The following is an 18,763-nucleotide window of genomic DNA, read 5'->3' as shown; positions in this document are numbered from 1 at the left end:
GAATTTCGACGGGGCGACCGGTACACACCGCCTGAGTCCTGGAGAAGGCGAGGACTTGAGCATGGGATCCACCTCCGCCCACAAGAATGAGGGCCTTGGCCGTCGCGATCTGATCAAGCGGTCTGCCGCACTCGGTCTGATCACCGTTCCGACGATGAGCTTCCTGTCGGCCTGTGCGAGCAGCGACGGCGGCAGCGACGACACGGTCAAGAAGGGCAAGACCAGCGCGAAGAACCCGCTGGGCGTCAACGAGACGGCCGCGCTCGACGTGGTCATCTTCGACGGCGGCTTCGGCCAGCAGTACGCGATCGACGCGGAGAAGAAGTACACCGCGGCCTACCCGAAGGCCAAGGTCAAGCACACCGCGACGCAGAAGATCCAGTCGCAGCTCCAGCCGCGCTTCAACGGTGGCACCCCGCCGGACCTGATCGACAACTCCGGTGCCGAACAGATGGACATGGGCGTCCTCGTCGACAAGAAGCAGCTGTTCGACCTGACCCCGCTGATGGACGCCCCGTCCATCGACGACCCGAGCAAGAAGGTCCGCGACACCCTGCGGCCGGGCGTCCTGGAGATGGGCCAGTTCGAGGGCGCCCCGGTCTGGATCATGTACTACGCCTACACCGTGTACGGCGTCTGGTACTCGCAGACCAACCTGGAGAAGCTGGACGCGCAGTACCCGGAGAACTGGGACGACATGCTCGCCCTCTGCGCCAAGGCGAAGAAGCAGGGCATCGCGGGCTGGACGTACCCGGGCAAGTACCCGTACTACCTGCCGTTCTCCCTCTACCCGTTCATCGCCAAGATCGGTGGCCGGGAGGTTCTCGACAAGATCGACAACCTGGAGCCGAACGCCTGGAAGGACCCCGCGGTCAAGGCGGCGTTCGAGGCGTACTACGAGCTGTACAAGAAGGGGTACATCCTCAAGGGCACCCCGGGTCTGACGCACATCCAGTCGCAGACCGAGTGGACGAAGGGCAAGGCGCTCTTCATCCCGAACGGTTCGTGGGTGGAGAACGAGGCGGCGCCGACCACGCCCAAGGACTTCAAGATGATGGTCGCGGCGCCCTCCAGCCTGGATGCGTCCGACAAGATGCCCTTCGGCACCATCTGGGCGTCCGGCGGCGAGCCCTTCGTCGTCCCGTCCAAGGCGAAGAACCCGCAGGGCGGCATGGAGCAGCTGCGCATCATGCTCTCCGAGGAGTCCTCGAAGAACTTCACCAAGCAGGTCAAGTCCCTGTCCGCCTTCAACGGCGGCACCGACGGCCTGACCCTCTCCACGGCCCTGCAGGCCGGTGTCGACGCGCTGAAGAAGGCCGGCGACAACGTGGTGAACCCGCGGATGCAGGACTGGTACGTGAAGCTCCAGAAGGAGCAGATCGGCACCGCCGGTCTCGGCGAGATGATGGCCGGGCGCCTCACCCCCGCCGAGGCCATCAAGAAGATCCAGGGCTTCGCGGACGCCGCGGCCAAGGACTCGTCCGTCAAGAAGTACAAGCACCAGTGAGCAACCGTCACCAGCGGCGGCACCCGCGGAAAGATCGGGGTCGGTAAAAGATGCAGCACGGCAAGTACCGGTTCATTGTGGGATTCCTGGTCGTCCCACTGGCGTTGTACGCGGTCTTCGTCATCTGGCCGTTCATCCAGTCCATTTACTATTCGTTCACGGACTGGACCGGCCTGAGCCCGGACTTCAAGATGGTCGGCTTCGACAACTACACCAGGATGTTCAAGGACGACATTTTCTGGAAGTCGCTGCAACACAGTGTGCTGCTCGTGCTGCTGCTGCCGCTGGTGACGCTGGGTCTCGCACTCTTCTTCGCCTTCATGCTCAATGTCGGCGGCCGACGGCGCAAGAACGCCGCGGTCGCCGGCGTGCGGGGTTCGGGTTTCTACAAGATCGCCTATTTCTTCCCGCAGGTGCTCTCGATCGTCATCGTCGCCCTGCTCTTCCAGTTCGCGTACAACCCGCGCAGCGGCATGCTGAACTCGGCGCTCAAGGGCGTCGGACTGGACTCGGTCCAGCCGGACTGGCTGGGCGACCCCGACCTGGCGCTCATCTGCGTGATGGTCGTCCTGGTCTGGTCGACGGTCGGCTTCTTCGTCGTCCTCTTCTCCGCCGGCATGGCCTCCATCCCGAAGGACTTCTACGAGGCGGCGCTGCTGGACGGCGCGAGCCGCGTCACGACGTTCTTCCGGATCACCGTGCCGCTGCTCTGGGACACCATCCAGTCGGGCTGGGTCTACATGGGCATCCTGGCCCTCGGCGTCGAGGCGTTCACGGCGGTCCAGGTCATGACCGTGGGTCCCGGTGGCCCCGACTACGCGACCTCGGTGCTCCCGCTGTACGTCTACCAGACGGCGTTCCGCGACGGTCAGGCCGGCTACGCGACCACGATCGGTGTGGGGCTGCTCGTCGTCACCATGGTGTTCGCCGCCGTCGTGATGCGTCTGGGCCGGCGCGAGCGGCTGGAGTTCTGATGCCGAGCTCCCCGGGACTTGCCGCCCGGACCCCCATCAGGCACAACCACCCGGTCCCGGGGGCCGGCTCGACCGTACGAGGTGACCACGCGTGAAGACCACCGAAACCCCTGCCGTGGTCAAGGTGACGCCCCCGGGCCCGGTGTCCGGGGCGCCCGGGAAGAAGGGCCGGGAGAAGAGCGGTGAGGGCAAGGTCCTCAACGTCTTCTCGCACGGCGTGCTGATCATCTGGGCGATCCTCGTGGTCATGCCGCTGCTGTGGGCGGTCATGACCTCGTTCAAGACGGACGACTCGATCCTGTCGACCCCGTGGGCCCTGCCGGACAAGCTCCACTTCGAGAACTGGTCGCGCGCCTGGAGCCAGGCGCACATGAGCGAGTACTTCGGCAACACCCTCGTGGTGGTCGGCGGTTCGCTCGTCGGCACCCTGCTGCTCGGTTCGATGGCGGCCTACGTCCTGGCCCGCTTCGACTTCCCGGGCAACCGCTTCATCTACTACCTGTTCATCGGCGGGATGAGCTTCCCGATCATCCTGGCGCTGGTCCCGCTGTTCTTCGTGATGAACAACATGGGGCTGCTGAACACCACGCACGGGCTGATCCTGGTCTACATCGCCTACTCGCTGCCGTTCACCGTCTTCTTCCTCACCTCCTTCTTCCGGACGCTGCCCAGCTCCGTGGCGGAGGCGGCGATGCTCGACGGGGCCTCGCACACCCGGACGTTCTTCCAGGTGATGCTGCCGATGGCGAAGCCGGGTCTGATCAGCGTCGGCATCTTCAACTTCCTGGGGCAGTGGAACCAGTACATGCTGCCGACGGTCCTCAACAGCGACCCCGACCATCGGGTGCTCTCCCAGGGTCTGGTCGAACTGGCCAACAGCCAGGGCTACAAGGGCGACTGGTCCGGACTCTTCGCCGGTCTCGTGATGGCGATGCTCCCGGTCCTCGCGGCCTACATCGTCTTCCAGCGCCAGGTCGTCGCCGGCCTGACCGCCGGGGCGGTGAAGTAGCCCGACCGCGGGTGCCGTGAAGTAGTAGGCACCACTCCCGTCCCACCAGCACCTCCGCTTCACCGAACCGCCCGCCGGCAGCCATGCCGGCGGGCGGTTCGTCTGTGTACGGGGAGGTTCGTGCCGGGTCCCGTGCGGGGGTCCGGTGCTCATCGGTGCCTCGGACTGCTCAAGGTCTTGACGGGGAGCACCCCAAAACGCTGAGCTTAGAGTTCACATGTTGGAGAATACGGCAGGAGTGAGAGAGTCGATGGAGACTCCGGGGTCGCAGACGTCTCTGCATCGCGCCAACCTTGAGCGGGTCGTGCGCGCCGTACGGATGGCGGGGTCACTCACCCAGGCGGAGATCGCCAGGAGCACGGGCCTCTCCGCGGCCACCGTCTCCAATATCGTTCGCGAACTGAAGGACGGCGGCACCGTCGAGGTGACGCCCACCTCGGCCGGCGGCCGGCGGGCCCGCAGCGTCTCGCTCAGCGGGGACGCGGGCATCGTCATCGGCGTCGATTTCGGCCATACGCACCTGCGGGTGGCGGTCGGCAACCTGGCCCACCAGGTGCTCGCCGAGGAGTCCGAGCCGCTGGACGTGGACGCCTCGTCCGCCGAGGGCTTCGGCCGGGCGGAACAGCTGGTCAACCGGCTGATCGAGACCACGGGCATCAGCCCCGGCAAGGTCATCGGGGTGGGGCTCGGTGTTCCCGGCCCGATCGACGTCGAGTCCGGCACGCTGGGCTCCACGTCGATCCTGCCGGGCTGGACGGGCATCAACCCCGGCGAGGAGCTCGCCGGTCGCCTGGGCGTCCCGGTCTACGTGGACAACGACGCCAACCTCGGCGCCCTCGGCGAGCTGGTCTGGGGGAGCGGCCGCGGGGTCAGGGACCTCGCGTACATCAAGGTCGCCAGCGGTGTCGGCGCCGGCCTGGTGATCGACGGGCACATCTACCGGGGGCCCGGCGGCACGGCCGGCGAGATCGGCCACATCACCCTCGACGAATCGGGCCCCGTCTGCCGCTGCGGCAACCGCGGCTGCCTGGAGACCTTCACGGCGGCGCGCTACGTCCTGCCGCTGCTCCAGCCCAGCCACGGGCCCGATCTCACCATGGAGCGGGTGGTCCAACTGGCCCGCGAGGGCGATCCGGGGTGCCGCCGGGTGATCGGCGACGTCGGACGGCACATCGGCAGCGGGGTGGCCAACCTCTGCAATCTCCTGAACCCGAGCCGTGTGGTGCTCGGGGGGTCGCTGGCGGAGGCCGGGGAGCTGGTCCTGGGGCCCATCCGCGACTCCGTGTCGCGCTACGCCATCCCCAGTGCCGCCCGGCAGCTCTCGGTGCTTCCCGGGGCCCTGGGCGGCCGTGCGGAGGTGCTGGGCGCACTGGCCCTCGTGCTGAGCGAGATGGGGGATTCGACCCTTTTGGAGAGCACCCTCCCCGCGGCGACTCCTGCCTTCACTTAGATAACGGATGGCACCGTTGTCATCTCGTTAAGGATTTACTCCTTGACGTCGCCCCTGCGGCCGAGTTGACTCCAAGCCACCTCGGCCGCAACGCTGCGGCCTCGTCAGGGAGGCACACCCCCAATGAACGCAACGACGCGACGCATCGTCATCGGCACGGCCGCCGTCTCGATGGCCCTCTCCCTCGCCGCCTGCGGCAAGGCCGGCGACGACAAGAAGGACTCGGCGGACTCGGGCAGCAAGACCAAGATCGGCCTGCTGCTCCCGGAGAACAAGACCGCCCGCTACGAGACGCTGGACAAGCCGCTGTTCATCGAAGCGGTCAAGAAGGACTGCGCGGACTGCGAGGTCGTCTACAACAACGCGGCCGGTGACGTCGGCCAGCAGAAGCAGCAGTTCGAGCAGCAGATAGCCGACGGCATCAAGGTCATCGCGATCTCCTCGGTCGACGCCGAGAAGTCCGCCGCGTGGGTCGCCGACGCGCACAAGAAGGGCGTCAAGGTCGTCGCGTACGACCGCGCCATCGCCGGTGCCGACGCCTACGTCAGCCACGACAACGAGAAGATCGGCACGCTCCAGGGCCAGGCGATCCTCGACGCCCTCGGCTCCAAGGCGGCCACCGCCAACCTCGTCATGATCAACGGCGACGAGAAGGACCCGAACGCCGGTCTGTTCAAGAAGGGCGCCCACACGGCCCTCGACGGCAAGATCAAGATCGCCTACGAGGCCTCCGGCGAGTGGGACCCGAAGATCGCCGGCGAGAAGATGACCGCCGCCATCTCCTCGGTCGGCAAGGGCAAGATCAACGCCGTCTACTCCGCCAACGACGGCATGGCGGGCGGCATCATCACGTCCCTGGACAACGCCGGCATCAAGGACATCCCGGTGGGCGGCCAGGACGCCGAACTCCCCGGCATCCAGCGGATCATCGCCGGTACGCAGACCTTCACGATCTACAAGTCGCCGAAGCAGCTCGCCCCGGCCGCCGCCCAGTTCGCCGTCAACCTGCTCCAGGGCAAGGACATCGGCGCCCAGGGCGAGACGGACGGCGTCCCGTCCACGCTGCTGGAGCCGACCGTGGTGAACAAGGACAACATCCAGGACACCGTGATCAAGGACGGCATCTACAAGGTCGGCGACGTCTGCGTCAAGGACATCGCCGCCAAGTGCACCGCGCTGGGCATCAAGTAGTCCCCCCTCGCGCCGGGGTCGACGGACCCCGGCGCGCACGGGCGTGACCCCCGCCGTACGGCGCGGTCCGCCCGCCCCGTGACTGTCCGGCCCCGGCCCGGTTCACACCCCGCTGCCGGCCGGGTGCCGGACACTCGACCCCCAGAACTTCCAGTACGTCGACGCCGCCCCCTCGTGGCGTTGCGTCTCCGCCGGTCAGGCGGCACATCCCCGCCGGTCAGGCGGCGAAGGAGATGGTTCACGTGTCACAGACGCCCGTGCTGGCGTTGCGTGGAGTCTTCAAGCGATTCGGAGCGGTCCAGGTCCTCTCCGGTGTCGATCTCGAAGTCCACGCCGGAGAAGTGGTCGCCCTGGTCGGCGACAACGGTGCAGGAAAGTCCACGCTGGTCAAGACGATCGCCGGCGTGCACCCCATCGATGAGGGCGTCATCGAGTGGGAGGGCGAGAAGGTGGACATCAGCCGCCCGCACGACGCCCAGAACCTCGGCGTCGCCACCGTCTACCAGGACCTCGCGCTCTGCGACAACCTCGACGTCGTCGCCAACCTCTTCCTCGGCCGCGAGATCAAGAAGGGCGGCGTCCTCGACGAGGTCGCCATGGAGAAGCGGGCCCAGGACCTGCTGTCCACGCTCTCCATCCGCATCCCCAGCGTCCGTATCCCGGTGGCCGCGCTCTCCGGCGGTCAGCGCCAGGTCGTGGCCATCGCCCGCGCCCTGGTCGGCGACCCCAAGATCGTGATCCTGGACGAGCCCACCGCCGCACTCGGCGTCGAGCAGACCGCCCAGGTCCTCGACCTCGTGGAGCGGCTGCGCGAGCAGAACCTCGGCGTCATCCTGATCAGCCACAACATGGCCGACGTCAAGGCCGTCGCCGACAAGGTCGCCGTGCTCCGCCTCGGCCACAACAACGGCACCTTCCCCGTGGCGACGACCAGCCACGAAGACATCATCGCCGCGATCACGGGCGCCACGGACAACGCCGTGACCCGCCGCAAGTCCCGCACCGCGGAGGCATCCAAGTGAGCAACACCAACGAGACGTCGGCCAAGGTCCCGGCCCAGGCGGAGACCACCGAGGCCCCCGCGGCGGCGCCCGGCGCCGTCCCGGCCGTCGACCCCCGCCTGCTCGTCCGCGAGCAGGGCTTCAAGGGCTACTGGACCGAGTTCAAGCGCAAGGTGCGCTCGGGCGAGATCGGCTCGCTGCCCGTCGTGGTGGGCCTGATCATCATCGGGATCGTTTTCCAGGCGGAGACCGGCAACTTCCTCACCTCGTACAACCTCGACCAGATCACGCTGTACGCGGCGGGCCCCGGCATCATGGCCGTGGGCATCGTCTTCGTCCTGCTGCTCGGCGAGATCGACCTCGCCGTCGGCTCCGTCGCGGGTCTCGCGGGCGCGGTGTGGGCCGTGCTCGGCACGGACATGCCCGACTCCCTCGCCATCGTGCTCGGCATCCTGTCCGGCACGGTCATCGGCGCCTTCCACGGCATCGTCTTCGCCAAGATCGGCGTGCCCGCGTTCGTCGTGACCCTGGCGGGCTTCCTGGGCTGGGCCGGCATGCAGACCTGGGTGATGGGCGAGAAGTCCACCATCACCACCCCGCTCGGCAGCTTCGTCCGCGACCTGACCAGCTACTACTTCGAGGACGTCGCCGCCGCCTACGGCCTCGCCGTCTTCGTGATCGTCGCCTTCTACCTCGCGCAGCTGCGCGACGCGCGGCGCCGCAAGGCCGCGGAGCTGCCGCACCGCCCGCAGAGCGAGATCATCCTGCGCACCGCGCTGCTCGCCGTGCTGTCGCTGCTCGCCGCGTACGCGTTCAACCAGGAGCAGGGCCTCCCGCTCTCCCTGGTGATCTTCCTCGCGATCCTGGTCGTCACCGACTTCGTCCTGCGCCGCACCACCTACGGCCGGCAGATCTTCGCGGTCGGCGGCGGCATCGAGGCGGCGCGCCGTGCCGGTATCAACGTCTCCTGGATCCGGATCTCGGTGTTCATGATCTCCGGCACGCTCGGTGCGGTCGGCGGTCTCTTCCTGGCCTCCGCGACCGGCGGCGCCGACCGTTCGCTCGGTGGCGGCAACCAGCTCATGATGTGCATCGCCGCGGCCGTCATCGGCGGTACGTCCCTGTTCGGCGGACGCGGCAAGGTCTGGTCGGCGCTGCTGGGCATCCTGGTCATCCAGTCGATCGTCCAGGGCCTCAACCAGATGAACCTGTCGTCGAACGCGATCCAGTACATGATCACCGGTGCGGTGCTGCTCATCGCCGTGATCATCGACTCGGTCTCGCGCCGGACCCAGAAGACCGCGGGCCGCGCCTGACGCGCCCCCCGAGGTCCGTGCCCGGCACCCGCCAAGGGTGCCGGGCACGGCCGCGTTCCGGCACGGGTGGGCCAGCACACCCCCGCCCGCCGCCCGCCGGAGCGGGCGGAACATTAGACTCATCGGATCGGCAATGCTCGACCAGCACAATCGCAAGGAGGCACGGTGACACAGCCGCGCGAAGCGCGTCAGGCACGGGCGGTGGTGGGCGACGGATGGGATCTGCTGACCCGCATCGGCGGACCGCGTGACCTGGACCGGCTCACCCCCGAGCAGCTGGAGCAGCTCGCCGAAGAGATCCGGACCTTCCTCGTCGACGCCGTCTCCAAGACCGGCGGCCACCTCGGACCCAACCTCGGCGTGGTCGAGCTGACCATCGCCCTGCACCGGGTCTTCGACTCGCCGAAGGACAAGGTCCTCTTCGACACCGGCCACCAGAGCTATGTGCACAAGCTGCTCACCGGCCGCCAGGACTTCTCGAAGCTCAAGAGCAAGGGCGGCCTCTCCGGCTACCCCTCGCGTGCCGAGTCCGAGCACGACGTCATCGAGAACTCGCACGCCTCGACCGTGCTGGGCTGGGCGGACGGCCTGGCCAAGGCCAACGAGGTCCTGGGCAGGGACGACCACGTCGTCGCGGTCATCGGTGACGGAGCCCTCACCGGAGGCATGGCCTGGGAGGCGCTGAACAACATCGCCGCCGCCAAGGACCGCCCGCTCGTCATCGTGGTCAACGACAACGAGCGCTCCTACGCCCCGACCATCGGCGGCCTGGCCAACCACCTGGCCACCCTGCGCACCACCGACGGCTACGAGCGCTTCCTGGCCCGCGGCAAGGACCTCCTGGAGCGCACCCCCGTCGTCGGCAAGCCGCTCTACGAGACGCTGCACGGTGCCAAGAAGGGCCTCAAGGACTTCATCGCCCCGCAGGGCATGTTCGAGGACCTGGGGCTCAAGTACGTGGGCCCGATCGACGGCCACGACCTGGAGGCCCTGGAGTCCGCGCTCCAGCGCGCCAAGCGCTTCGGCGGCCCGGTCATCGTGCACTGCCTCACGGAGAAGGGCCGCGGCTACACCCCGGCCCTCCAGGACGAGGCCGACCGCTTCCACGCCGTCGGCAAGATCCACCCCGACACCGGGCTGCCCGTCGCCACCTCCGGTCTCGACTGGACCTCCGTCTTCGGCGAGGAGATGGTCAAGCTCGGCCACGAGCGCGAGGACATCGTCGCGATCACCGCGGCCATGCTCCAGCCGGTCGGCCTGACCGCGTTCGAGAAGGAGTTCCCGGACCGGATCTACGACGTCGGCATCGCCGAGCAGCACGGCGCGGTCTCCGCCGCCGGTCTCGCCACCGGCGGACTGCACCCGGTCTTCGCGGTGTACGCCACCTTCCTCAACCGCGCCTTCGACCAGGTCCTCATGGACGTCGCCCTGCACAAGTGCGGGGTGACCTTCGTCCTGGACCGGGCCGGGATCACCGGTACGGACGGCGCCTCCCACAACGGCATGTGGGACATGTCGATCCTCCAGGTGGTGCCCTCGCTGCGGATCGCCGCCCCGCGCGACGCCGACCAGGTCCGCGCCCAGCTGCGCGAGGCCGTCGCGGTCGACGACGCCCCGACGGTCGTCCGCTTCTCCAAGGGCGCGGTCGGCCCCTCGGTCAAGGCCGTGGGCACGGTCGGCGGCATGGACGTGCTGCGCGAGTCCGCCGCGGCCCGGCCGGACGTCCTGCTGGTCTCCATCGGCGCGCTCGCCCCGATGTGCCTGGAGATCGCCGGTCTGCTCGACGCCCAGGGCATCTCGACCACCGTCGTCGACCCGCGCTGGGTCAAGCCGGTGGACGCGGCCATGGCCCCGCTCGCCGCGAAGCACCGCGTCGTCGTCACCGTCGAGGACAACAGCCGGGCCGGCGGTGTCGGCTCCGCCGTCGCCCAGGCGCTGCGCGACGCCGACGTCGACGTACCGCTGCGCGACTTCGGCATCCCGCCGGTCTTCCTCGACCACGCCTCCCGCAAGGAGGTCATGGCCGAGATCGGGCTGACCGCGCCGGACATCGCCCGTCAGGTCACCGGCCTGGTCGCCAAGCTCGACGGCCGCTTCGGCGCGGACCGGGCCGAGACCTCCGTGGTGGAGCCGATCCGCGACTGACGCGTACGTCCGTACGGCCCATGGGGCCGGTCTTTCACCCGCACGGGTGATCCGACCGGCCCCTTCGCGTGAAATACCGCCCCTTCCGGCGTCGCCCGGCTGACGGCGGCCCCGGGGTCCGAATCATGGCGTGCACGACGAGTGCGTGGAGGTACGCCGGTGAGCACCCAGCAGGACCTGCCCCCGGGCGGAAACGGCCTGTTCCGGACCAAGACGGTCGAGCAGTCCATCCGTGACACCGAGGAGCCGGAGCACGCCCTCAGGAAGTCGCTGTCGGCGCTGGACCTCACGGTCTTCGGGGTCGGCGTCATCATCGGCACCGGCATCTTCGTGCTCACCGGAAAGGTGGCCAAGGAGACCGCCGGCCCCGCCACCGCCATCGCCTTCGTCGTCGCCGGCGTCGTCTGCGGACTGGCCGCGCTCTGCTACGCGGAGTTCGCCTCCACCGTCCCGGTGGCGGGCTCCGCGTACACCTTCTCGTACGCCTCCCTCGGCGAACTGGTCGCCTGGATCATCGGCTGGGACCTCGTCCTGGAGTTCGCGCTGGGCACGGCGGTGGTGGCCGTCGGCTGGTCCGGCTACATCCGCTCACTGCTGGACAACGCCGGCTGGCACCTGCCCGACGTGCTCTCCGGAACCGATGTGGCGAATGGTTTCGGCTTCGACATCCTCGCCACCGCGCTGGTCCTCGTGCTGACCGTCGTCCTCGTCCTCGGGATGAAACTCTCCGCCCGCGTCACCACGGTCGTGGTGGCGGTCAAGGTCGCGGTGGTCCTGATCGTGATCGTCGCCGGGGCCTTCTTCATCGACACCGACAACTACTCCCCGTTCATCCCCGAGGCCGAGCCGCAGCCCGCCGGATCGGGGCTCACCGCCCCGCTCGTCCAGCTGATCTTCGGCTACGCGCCGACCAACTTCGGCGTCATGGGCATCTTCACCGCCGCCTCCATCGTCTTCTTCGCCTTCATCGGTTTCGACGTGGTCGCCACGGCCGCCGAGGAGACCAGGCTCCCGCAGCGCGACATGCCGCGCGGGATCATGGCCTCGCTCTTCATCTGCACGGCGCTCTATGTCGCCGTCTCGGTCGTCGTCACCGGGATGCAGCACTACACCGAACTCTCCGTGAGCGCCCCGCTCGCCGACGCCTTCAAGGCCGTCGGCCACCCCTTCTACGCGGGCGTCATCAGCTTCGGGGCCGCCGTCGGCCTCACCACGGTCTGCATGATCCTGCTGCTGGGCCAGACCCGGGTGTTCTTCGCGATGAGCCGCGACGGGCTGCTCCCGCGCTTCTTCTCCAAGACGCACCCCCGCTTCCGCACCCCGTACCGCCCGACCATTCTGCTGGGCGTGGTGATCGCGATCGTCGCCGGCTTCACCAGCATCGACGAGCTGGCGACGCTGGTGAACATCGGCACCCTGTTCGCCTTCGTCGTGGTCGCCCTCGGGGTCATCGTCCTGCGGCGCACCCGCCCCGACCTGCACCGCGCCTTCCGCACCCCCTGGGTCCCGCTGCTCCCGCTGCTGTCGGTGGCCGCCTCGGTCTGGCTGATGCTCAACCTGCCGGCGGAGACCTGGCTGCGGTTCGGCATCTGGATGGTCATCGGCGTGGTCGTCTACTTCGCCTACGGGCGCGGACACAGCCGGGTGCACCGGGGGCGCTGACGACACGACCGGCCCCGCCGGCCCGGGTGGGCCGGCGGGGCCGGTCGTCGTCGTGCGGGTTCCGGCCCGTCAGCCGCCCGTGGCGGGGGACTTCTTGGCGGACTCGGGGATGGCGCCGTCCTCGCGGATCGCCTTCCAGAGCGTGTCGGCCTGCGGCTGCGCGGCCACCACACGGTTCCGGTCGATCTTGTCGTACGCGACGGGCAGCATGATCGTCTCCATGGTCTCGGGGTCGACCCCGTTCATGGACCGCGCGAACTGCGTCAGCGACTTGAGCGAGGACAGGCCCTCGTCGGTGGTCAGCGACTTGGTCGCCGAGTTGGCGATCTTGTAGGCGCTGGTCGGGCTGCCGAGCAGGTCCTGCTTCTTCACCTCGCTGAGCAGCGCGAACAGGAACTGCTGCTGGAGCGTGATGCGGCCGAGGTCGCTGCCGTCACCGATGCCGTGCCGGGTCCGGACGTACTTCAGCGAGTCCGTGCCGTCGAGCTTCTGCGGCCCGGCCTTCACATCGAGCCCGGTCGAGGTGTCGTGGATGTCCTGCGGGACGTCGACGGTGACCCCGCCTATCGCGTCGACGAGCCCCTTGAACCCGGCGAAGTTGATCTCCAGGTAGTGGTCGATGCGCACACCCGACATCTTCTCGACCGTCTTCACCACACAGGCCGGTCCGACCTGCGCGTACACCGAGTTGAACATCCGCCGCTCGGCCGAGGGCACCTTCGTCCCGTCGGACTTGGTGCACTCGGGCCGGGTGACCAGCGTGTCACGCGGGATCGACACGGCGACGGCCCTGCTCCGGCCCTCGGGAATGTGCACGACCAGAGCGGTGTCCGAACGCGCGCCGCTCACACCCCCGCCGCCGCCCAGCTCCTTGTTCTCGGCCCCCGCGCGCGAGTCCGAGCCCAGCACCAGCAGGTTCTGCCCGCTGGTCGGCAGCTTCTCGGGCCGGTCCTCACCGAGCGCCTTGTCGATGTCGACGCCCTTGATGTTCCCGTCCAGCTGGCTGTAGAGCCAGTAGACGGTGCCGCCGGCGGCGATGACGAGGACGAGCAGCACGCCGAGGGTGATCTTCAGGCCGCGGCGGCGCTTGCGGCGACCGTCCTTGCGCTTGCGTCCGCCGCCATGAGACGCCGGGCGGCCTTCGGGAGTGTCCTGGGGCGTGGGGTCGTGACTCATCGTGGTGGAGTCCTCAAATCTCGTGGCCCCGGAGGGGCTGTGGAGTGCGTGGGACTCGGGTGGGGGGTGGGGCCGGTCCGTATGTGCATGGCTGAGCGTGCACTATAGAACAGAGAATCGTTCGAATGGGTGTTTTGGTCCGGGGGGTCCCCGGCGGGGCCGCCCGGAACCGCGCCGTCCGAATCCCCGTCCGCCCGGCGGAGGACGGATCGTCCGGGGCTCCCGCGAGGCCCCGGGACGCGGGCCCGTACGGGAGGCCTCCTGCCTGATGGGGCGGGCGGGCGCTGAGCATATGATGTCGTCGCCCGTGTGCGGGCGGTACGAAGAACCGGTGAAGCGGAGAGGGCGTTGCGGGCCATGCGGAGAAGAGGAACGGGCTCCGCGGGCAGTGCCCCTGCGCCGGGCCGGGTGACCGGGCGCCACGAGGTCGCCGGAACGCCGCGCGGCCGCTGGATGACGCGGGGCAAGGACGGCCGGCTGACCGTCTACACCCTCACGGACGGCGGACTGCTCCGCTGGACGGAGCTGACTCCGGGCGGCGACGGCTGGGAGGGCCCGGTCTTCGTCGAGATCGCGGGACTGACCGATCTCACCGTCGTGCAGGGCGCCGACTCCTATGTGCACTTCCTCGGCCGCCGCGAGCGCGGCGGGGCCGACGGTCCGGGCGTCGACTTCGTGCACGCCATCCAGTACCAGACCGGCCGCCCCGTCACGGAGTGGCGTTCCCTCGGCAATTTCTACGCGGACAAGGAGAAGGGCCGGCTCGTGGGCCGGCCCGCCGCCGTGGTCACCCCGCAGGGCGTGGTCTTCGTCTTCGTGCGCAACGCGGGCGGAGGCCTGCAGATGCGCCGCGAGGGCAAGGGCGGCAAATGGTCGGGCTGGAAGGACCTCAAGGGCGCCGGGCTCTCCGCCGACCTCGTGGCGTCGACGACCTCCGGCGGGCTGGTCGAGGTGTTCGCGACGGGGGAGCGGGGGGTGCAGCAGTGGCGGCAGAGCGATCCGGAGGGCCCGCCGGTGATCGCCCCGCCCGTGCAGTTCCAGGCGCTGGAGGGCTCGGTGACTGCGCTGGAGACGGCGCCCGAGCGGCTCACGTACTACTGGACCGATGTGAACCGGTCCGGTGTCGTCGGCTACCGGCCGGGCGCCTGGCCCGTGCCGGTGGGGGGACAGCCCGGGGACGGCGCCGTCGTGGCGCTGCGGGCCCCGCTGGACGGCTACGACTGCACGGTGCTGGCGCAGCGCGGCGCGGGCGGCACCCTGCTGATCGGGGTCTGCGGCACCGAGGCCGAGCAGGACGGCGTCTGGTGGACGGACACCGCCGCTCCGTGCGTGGGTGATCCCGCGCTCGCCCTGGACGGGCGGGGCCGGGTCGTCGTGGCGATGTGCGGCCGCGACGGTGCGGTCGCGGTGGCCCGGCAGGAGCCGGGGCCGGGTCTCACCCTCTCGCCGCACTGGCGGCGGCTCTGAGCCGTCGGTGCCGCCGGAAGCGGGCGACGGCGAGGATTCACCGCACGTTCATGTGATGCTTCCGTGAAGTTGTAAAAGGTTGTACAGACCCTTCGTGGGATTCGTCACGAGTATTTGCCTCCTATGTCCCCTTTTTTGACTGGACGTTGACCGGCTCTTTATGTGAAGGTTCTGTGACTCGCTCACCGGTGCGCGGGGGACGCCGTCCCGAGGGGCGGTCTGAAGGGGATGACAGGTTTCGGTCTCGTACCGTCCGTCAGACGGAGGCGATGCCGCCCGTCGGCGGGCGTTGGACCGCAGTGGCGTGGACGGTGGATGCCTCGTGGTCGGTTCCGGCAATCCGGAGGCGGGATCGCTGGTTTCGGCGTATCGGTCCGTGATACCGGCCGGGGCGCGCAAGGGCATCGTCCGCAAGGTGCCGGCCCCGCTGCGTTCCGCCGTGAAGTCCTCGTTCACCTCCGTGGACGCCATCCGGTCCGCGACGGTCGTGTGGGCGATGGGCGGGCGCCGCAGCGCCGCCCGGCACAGCGCCGCCGCCTCCCGCCGCGTGGTGCGCGTCAAGGGGCGGCACATGCGGGCGCTGCTGGTGGAGGGCGCCACGGCCTGGGCCGCCCGCGCCCGTAATCTGCACATCCTCATCGCCGCGCTGGAGGCCGGCGGAGTCGAGTACTTCTGTGTCCGGGGCGGTGCGAAGGACATCCCGACGGTCGCCGTCCCCGTGGCGATGCGCGAGTCGGCCACCGAGATGCTCCAGATCGCCTTCGACCAGACGCCCGGCTACATCGGCGCGGCCACCGGCGCGGAGTCGGACATGCGCCCCGGCGAGGACGACCGCTCCTGGCGCGCCCTGCGCAAGCACGACGTCCTGCGCGTGGCCTGGTACGTCACCGACCCCACCCAGCACCTGGTCTTCGGCGCCGACCAGGGGTGCGACCTGGAGTTCTGGGCGGAGCGGGACGGGAGCTACGAGGCGCCCCGCCCCAACCGCGTGGTGGACCTGGTCCCCGCCGCCACGGCGCGGCCGGTCGCGCCGCAGGCCCTGTTCGCCCTCGTCCCCGGCGCCTACACCACGGGTGTCGCGCACACCCTGCCCGAGTTCACCCAGCCGCTTCCGGACGACCATCTCTTCCCGGTGGACGTCGTCTACACCTGGGTCGACGACAAGGACCCGGTCTGGGCCGCGAAGCGGGACGCCGCCCGCTCCGGGCGCGCCGGTTCGCCCGCGCCCGGTCTGCACGCCCAGGCCGCGAACGACGCCCGCTTCACCAGTCGCGACGAACTGCGCTACTCGCTGCGCTCCCTGCACCAGTACGCGCCCTGGGTGCGCAACATCTACCTGGTCACCGCCGGGCAGCAGCCCGCGTGGCTCGACACGGACGTGCCGGGTCTCCGGGTCGTCGACCACCGGGAGATCTTCTCCGACCCCGAGGCGCTGCCCACGTTCAACTCGCACGCCATCGAGAGCCAGCTCCACCACATCGACGGTCTGTCCGAGCAGTTCCTGTACCTCAACGACGACGTGTTCTTCGGCCGTCCGCTGACGCCGGGGCACTTCTTCCACGCCAACGGACTGAGCAAGTTCTTCCAGTCCAAGGCGCTCGTGCCCACCGGACCCTCCGGCCCCGGCGACCTCCCGGTCAACGCCGCCGGCAAGAACAGCAGGGCCCTGATCGAGCGGTCCTTCGGCACCCGGATCGCGCAGAAGATGAAGCACACGCCGCACGCCCTGCGGCGCAGCGTGCTCGCCGACATTGAACTGGTGTACGCCGAGGAGCACGGCCGTACGCAGTTCTCCCGCTTCCGCTCGCCGGAGGACGTGCCGATCGCCTCCTCCCTGCACCACTACTACGGCTTCCACACCGGCCGCTCGACCACGGGCAATGTGCGCTACCAGTACATCGACCTCGCCGCCGACCAGGCCCGGCGGCGGCTGAACAGCCTGCTCGCGCACCGGAACTTCGACACCTTCTGTCTGAACGACACCGTCGAGCACCCCGACCCCGAGGCCCAGGAGCGCATGGTCCGGGACTTCCTCGACGCCTACTTCCCGGTGCCCAGCCGCTTCGAGCGCGTGGACTCGGCCGAGTACCGCAACGCGAGTCTGCCGAGCCGGTCGCCGCAGGCCGGCATCAAACGCTGAGGAAACGTTTCCTCTGTTCTCGTACCACCCATCCCTCGCAAACGAAAGTGAACCGCGTGTTTGACATCTCCGGTCGAGTAGCGGCCGGCGGGACCACCGCGGGCACCGGCCCCCGCCCGGAGCCCGCGCAGCTGCGCAGGAGCCGTACGGAGCGGCAGGTCATCGTGGACATGCACAAGCGTGTCGCGCTGGTGCACGACCGGCTCACCCCGCTGTCCGCACGCGAGCTGAACAACCTGGAGGTCCGCCGCGCTCTCGAAGCCGCGCAGATCGACTGGTTCGCCGTACCCGGCCTCGACGACACCGCGTCCGCCGTCGGCGTCGACGCGCGGCTGCGCCCCCAGGCCCTGGCGGCGCTGCGCACCCTGCTCTCCGGCAGCAAGGGCTACCTCGCCCGGCCCAAGTCCGGAATGGCCCCCGGCGACGGCGCGTGGGAGGGCGGCGCGGACAAGACGTGGGAGCGGGCGAGCACGCTGGCCGTCGTCCGCGCCTTCTGGTTCCGCACCACCCAGGAGGGCCACCTGACCCACGGCGCCGACACCGGCTGCGACGTCGAGTTCTGGGAGCCCGCCGAGAGCGTCCCCGGCCAGGGCGTCGACCGCCTCGTCGCACCCCGCCGCAACCGCGCCAGCGAGTACGTCACCCTGGACCACCAGCAGCTCGTCGTCCCCGGCGAGCAGATGACCCGGCTCGTCGGCCGGGCCCACGGGGCCGAGGCGCCCCGGCTGCGCCCCACCCGCACCCGGCCCGAACTGGACATCCTCTTCCCCGACGAGCACCCCTTCCCGATCGACGTCGTCTACACCTGGGTGGACGGCGACGACCCGGAGTGGCAGCGCCGCCGTGCCGAGAGCCGCGGCGAGGTCTTCCACGCGGAGGCGGCCAGCCTGGCCCGGTACGTCTCCCGGGACGAGCTGAAGTACAGCCTCCGCTCCGTGCGGATGTTCATGCCGTGGGTACGGAACATCTACATCGTCACCGACCAACAGACCCCGCACTGGTGGGCCCCGGGCGACGGCCGGGCCCGCGTGGTGGACCACCGGGAGATCTTCGACGACCCCTCCCACCTGCCCACCTTCAACAGCCACGCGATCGAGTCCCGGCTCCACCACATCCCGGGACTCTCCCGCCACTTCGTCTACTTCAACGACGACATGTTCATCGGCCGCACGCTCACGCCCTCGGCCTTCTTCCACCCCAACGGCATCGCCAAGTTCTTCCCGTCCCCGGCCCAGGTCCCCTACGGCCCGCCCGAGCCGGACGAGGTGCCCACCTCGGTCGCCGCCAAGAACAACCGCCGGCTCATCCAGCAGCGCTTCGGCCGCACCCTCGTCCAGAAGATGAAGCACGTGCCGTACGCCCTCAACCGGGACGTCCTCACCGCGATCGAACGGGACTTCCCCGAGGAGCACCGGGGCACCTCCGCCAGCCCCGTGCGCAGCATCACCGACCTGTCCATCGCCTCCTCGCTGCACCACTACTACGGCTACTACTCGGGCTGCAGCCTGCCCGGCGACCTGCGGTACGGCTACTTCGCGCTCGACGACCCCGAACTGGAGCACAAGCTGGAACTCCTGCTGCTGCGCCGGGACAGGGACACCTTCTGCCTCAACGACTCGGCCAGCGACCCCGCCGAGATCGAGCACCAGAGCGAGCTGCTCCACCGGTTCCTGGAGGCCTTCTACCCGGTGCCGAGCCCGTACGAGAAGACGGCGGACTGAGCCC

General features: G+C 69.4%; 13 protein-coding genes. 12 read left to right on the top strand and 1 reads right to left on the bottom strand.

The features are described 5' to 3' along the window. Positions 1-61 precede the first annotated feature (61 nt). The 9 genes from ngcE to ACFVDM_RS21270 all read left to right on the top strand — a co-directional run bounded on the left by ngcE (position 62) and on the right by ACFVDM_RS21270 (position 12,255). Entirely contained in the window at positions 62-1,507 is a 1,446-nt protein-coding gene (ngcE, locus tag ACFVDM_RS21310; protein ID WP_383642062.1) for an N-acetylglucosamine/diacetylchitobiose ABC transporter substrate-binding protein, read from the top strand. A 50-nt stretch (positions 1,508-1,557) separates the two neighbouring features. Next, positions 1,558-2,481, top strand: a complete 924-nt coding sequence (locus ACFVDM_RS21305; RefSeq protein ID WP_383642058.1) for a carbohydrate ABC transporter permease — start codon at positions 1,558-1,560, stop codon at positions 2,479-2,481. 91 nt (positions 2,482-2,572) lie between these two features. Further along, a complete protein-coding gene (locus tag ACFVDM_RS21300; RefSeq protein ID WP_383642055.1) occupies positions 2,573-3,490 on the top strand; it encodes a carbohydrate ABC transporter permease in 918 nt (305 codons plus the stop codon). A gap of 250 nt (positions 3,491-3,740) precedes the next feature. Next, positions 3,741-4,940, top strand: a complete 1,200-nt coding sequence (locus ACFVDM_RS21295; protein ID WP_383642051.1) for an ROK family protein — start codon at positions 3,741-3,743, stop codon at positions 4,938-4,940. A 123-nt stretch (positions 4,941-5,063) separates the two neighbouring features. Next, a complete protein-coding gene (locus ACFVDM_RS21290) occupies positions 5,064-6,131 on the top strand; it encodes a sugar ABC transporter substrate-binding protein (RefSeq protein ID WP_383642048.1) in 1,068 nt (355 codons plus the stop codon). A gap of 233 nt (positions 6,132-6,364) precedes the next feature. Further along, positions 6,365-7,153 carry an ATP-binding cassette domain-containing protein gene (locus ACFVDM_RS21285; protein ID WP_383642044.1) on the top strand — a complete coding sequence of 263 codons (789 nt, stop codon included), beginning with the start codon at positions 6,365-6,367 and terminating at the stop codon, positions 7,151-7,153. Next, the gene (locus ACFVDM_RS21280; RefSeq protein WP_383642041.1) at positions 7,150-8,448 is read left to right on the top strand and encodes a sugar ABC transporter permease; all 1,299 of its coding nucleotides are present in this window, start codon (positions 7,150-7,152) and stop codon (positions 8,446-8,448) included. The genes ACFVDM_RS21285 and ACFVDM_RS21280 overlap by 4 nt, the downstream gene beginning before the upstream one ends. Positions 8,449-8,670: 222 nt before the next feature. After that, a complete protein-coding gene (gene dxs, locus ACFVDM_RS21275) occupies positions 8,671-10,593 on the top strand; it encodes a 1-deoxy-D-xylulose-5-phosphate synthase (RefSeq protein ID WP_383642446.1) in 1,923 nt (640 codons plus the stop codon). A gap of 159 nt (positions 10,594-10,752) precedes the next feature. After that, on the top strand, positions 10,753-12,255 hold the full coding sequence (locus tag ACFVDM_RS21270) for an amino acid permease (protein WP_383642038.1): 1,503 nt from the start codon (positions 10,753-10,755) through the stop codon (positions 12,253-12,255). A gap of 69 nt (positions 12,256-12,324) precedes the next feature. On the opposite strand, the gene ACFVDM_RS21265 is transcribed toward ACFVDM_RS21270, so the two are convergent. Continuing rightward, positions 12,325-13,431, bottom strand: coding sequence for an LCP family protein (locus ACFVDM_RS21265; protein WP_383642035.1), 1,107 nt, complete (start codon positions 13,429-13,431; stop codon positions 12,325-12,327). 357 nt (positions 13,432-13,788) lie between these two features. Here ACFVDM_RS21265 and ACFVDM_RS21260 point away from each other — a divergent pair, with 357 nt between their 5' ends. The 3 genes from ACFVDM_RS21260 (at position 13,789) to ACFVDM_RS21250 (ending at position 18,759) form a co-directional block, all read left to right on the top strand. After that, entirely contained in the window at positions 13,789-14,898 is a 1,110-nt protein-coding gene (locus ACFVDM_RS21260; RefSeq protein ID WP_383642032.1) for a hypothetical protein, read from the top strand. Between the two features lie 376 nt (positions 14,899-15,274). After that, a complete protein-coding gene (locus ACFVDM_RS21255; RefSeq protein ID WP_383642443.1) occupies positions 15,275-17,038 on the top strand; it encodes a stealth family protein in 1,764 nt (587 codons plus the stop codon). Between the two features lie 56 nt (positions 17,039-17,094). Continuing rightward, positions 17,095-18,759 (top strand): stealth family protein, encoded by a 1,665-nt coding sequence (locus tag ACFVDM_RS21250; protein ID WP_383642028.1) that lies wholly within the window; start codon positions 17,095-17,097, stop codon positions 18,757-18,759. Positions 18,760-18,763: the final 4 nt, after the last annotated feature.

It is taken from the genome of Streptomyces sp. NPDC057682 (assembly GCF_042799575.1).
In the GTDB taxonomy this organism is placed as follows: domain Bacteria; phylum Actinomycetota; class Actinomycetes; order Streptomycetales; family Streptomycetaceae; genus Streptomyces.
The sequence above is the reverse complement of the archived record's forward strand: the minus strand, read 5'-3'. Positions and strand labels throughout refer to the sequence as shown.

Coding starts and splice junctions, on each gene's coding strand:
- ACFVDM_RS21295 (WP_383642051.1), top strand. CDS start 3,741: ATGGAGACTCCGGGGTCGCAGACGTCTCTGCATCGCGCCAACCTTGAG.
- ACFVDM_RS21305 (WP_383642058.1), top strand. CDS start 1,558: ATGCAGCACGGCAAGTACCGGTTCATTGTGGGATTCCTGGTCGTCCCA.
- ACFVDM_RS21285 (WP_383642044.1), top strand. CDS start 6,365: ATGGTTCACGTGTCACAGACGCCCGTGCTGGCGTTGCGTGGAGTCTTC.
- ACFVDM_RS21265 (WP_383642035.1), bottom strand. CDS start 13,431: ATGAGTCACGACCCCACGCCCCAGGACACTCCCGAAGGCCGCCCGGCG.
- ACFVDM_RS21290 (WP_383642048.1), top strand. CDS start 5,064: ATGAACGCAACGACGCGACGCATCGTCATCGGCACGGCCGCCGTCTCG.
- ACFVDM_RS21260 (WP_383642032.1), top strand. CDS start 13,789: ATGCGGAGAAGAGGAACGGGCTCCGCGGGCAGTGCCCCTGCGCCGGGC.
- ngcE (WP_383642062.1), top strand. CDS start 62: ATGGGATCCACCTCCGCCCACAAGAATGAGGGCCTTGGCCGTCGCGAT.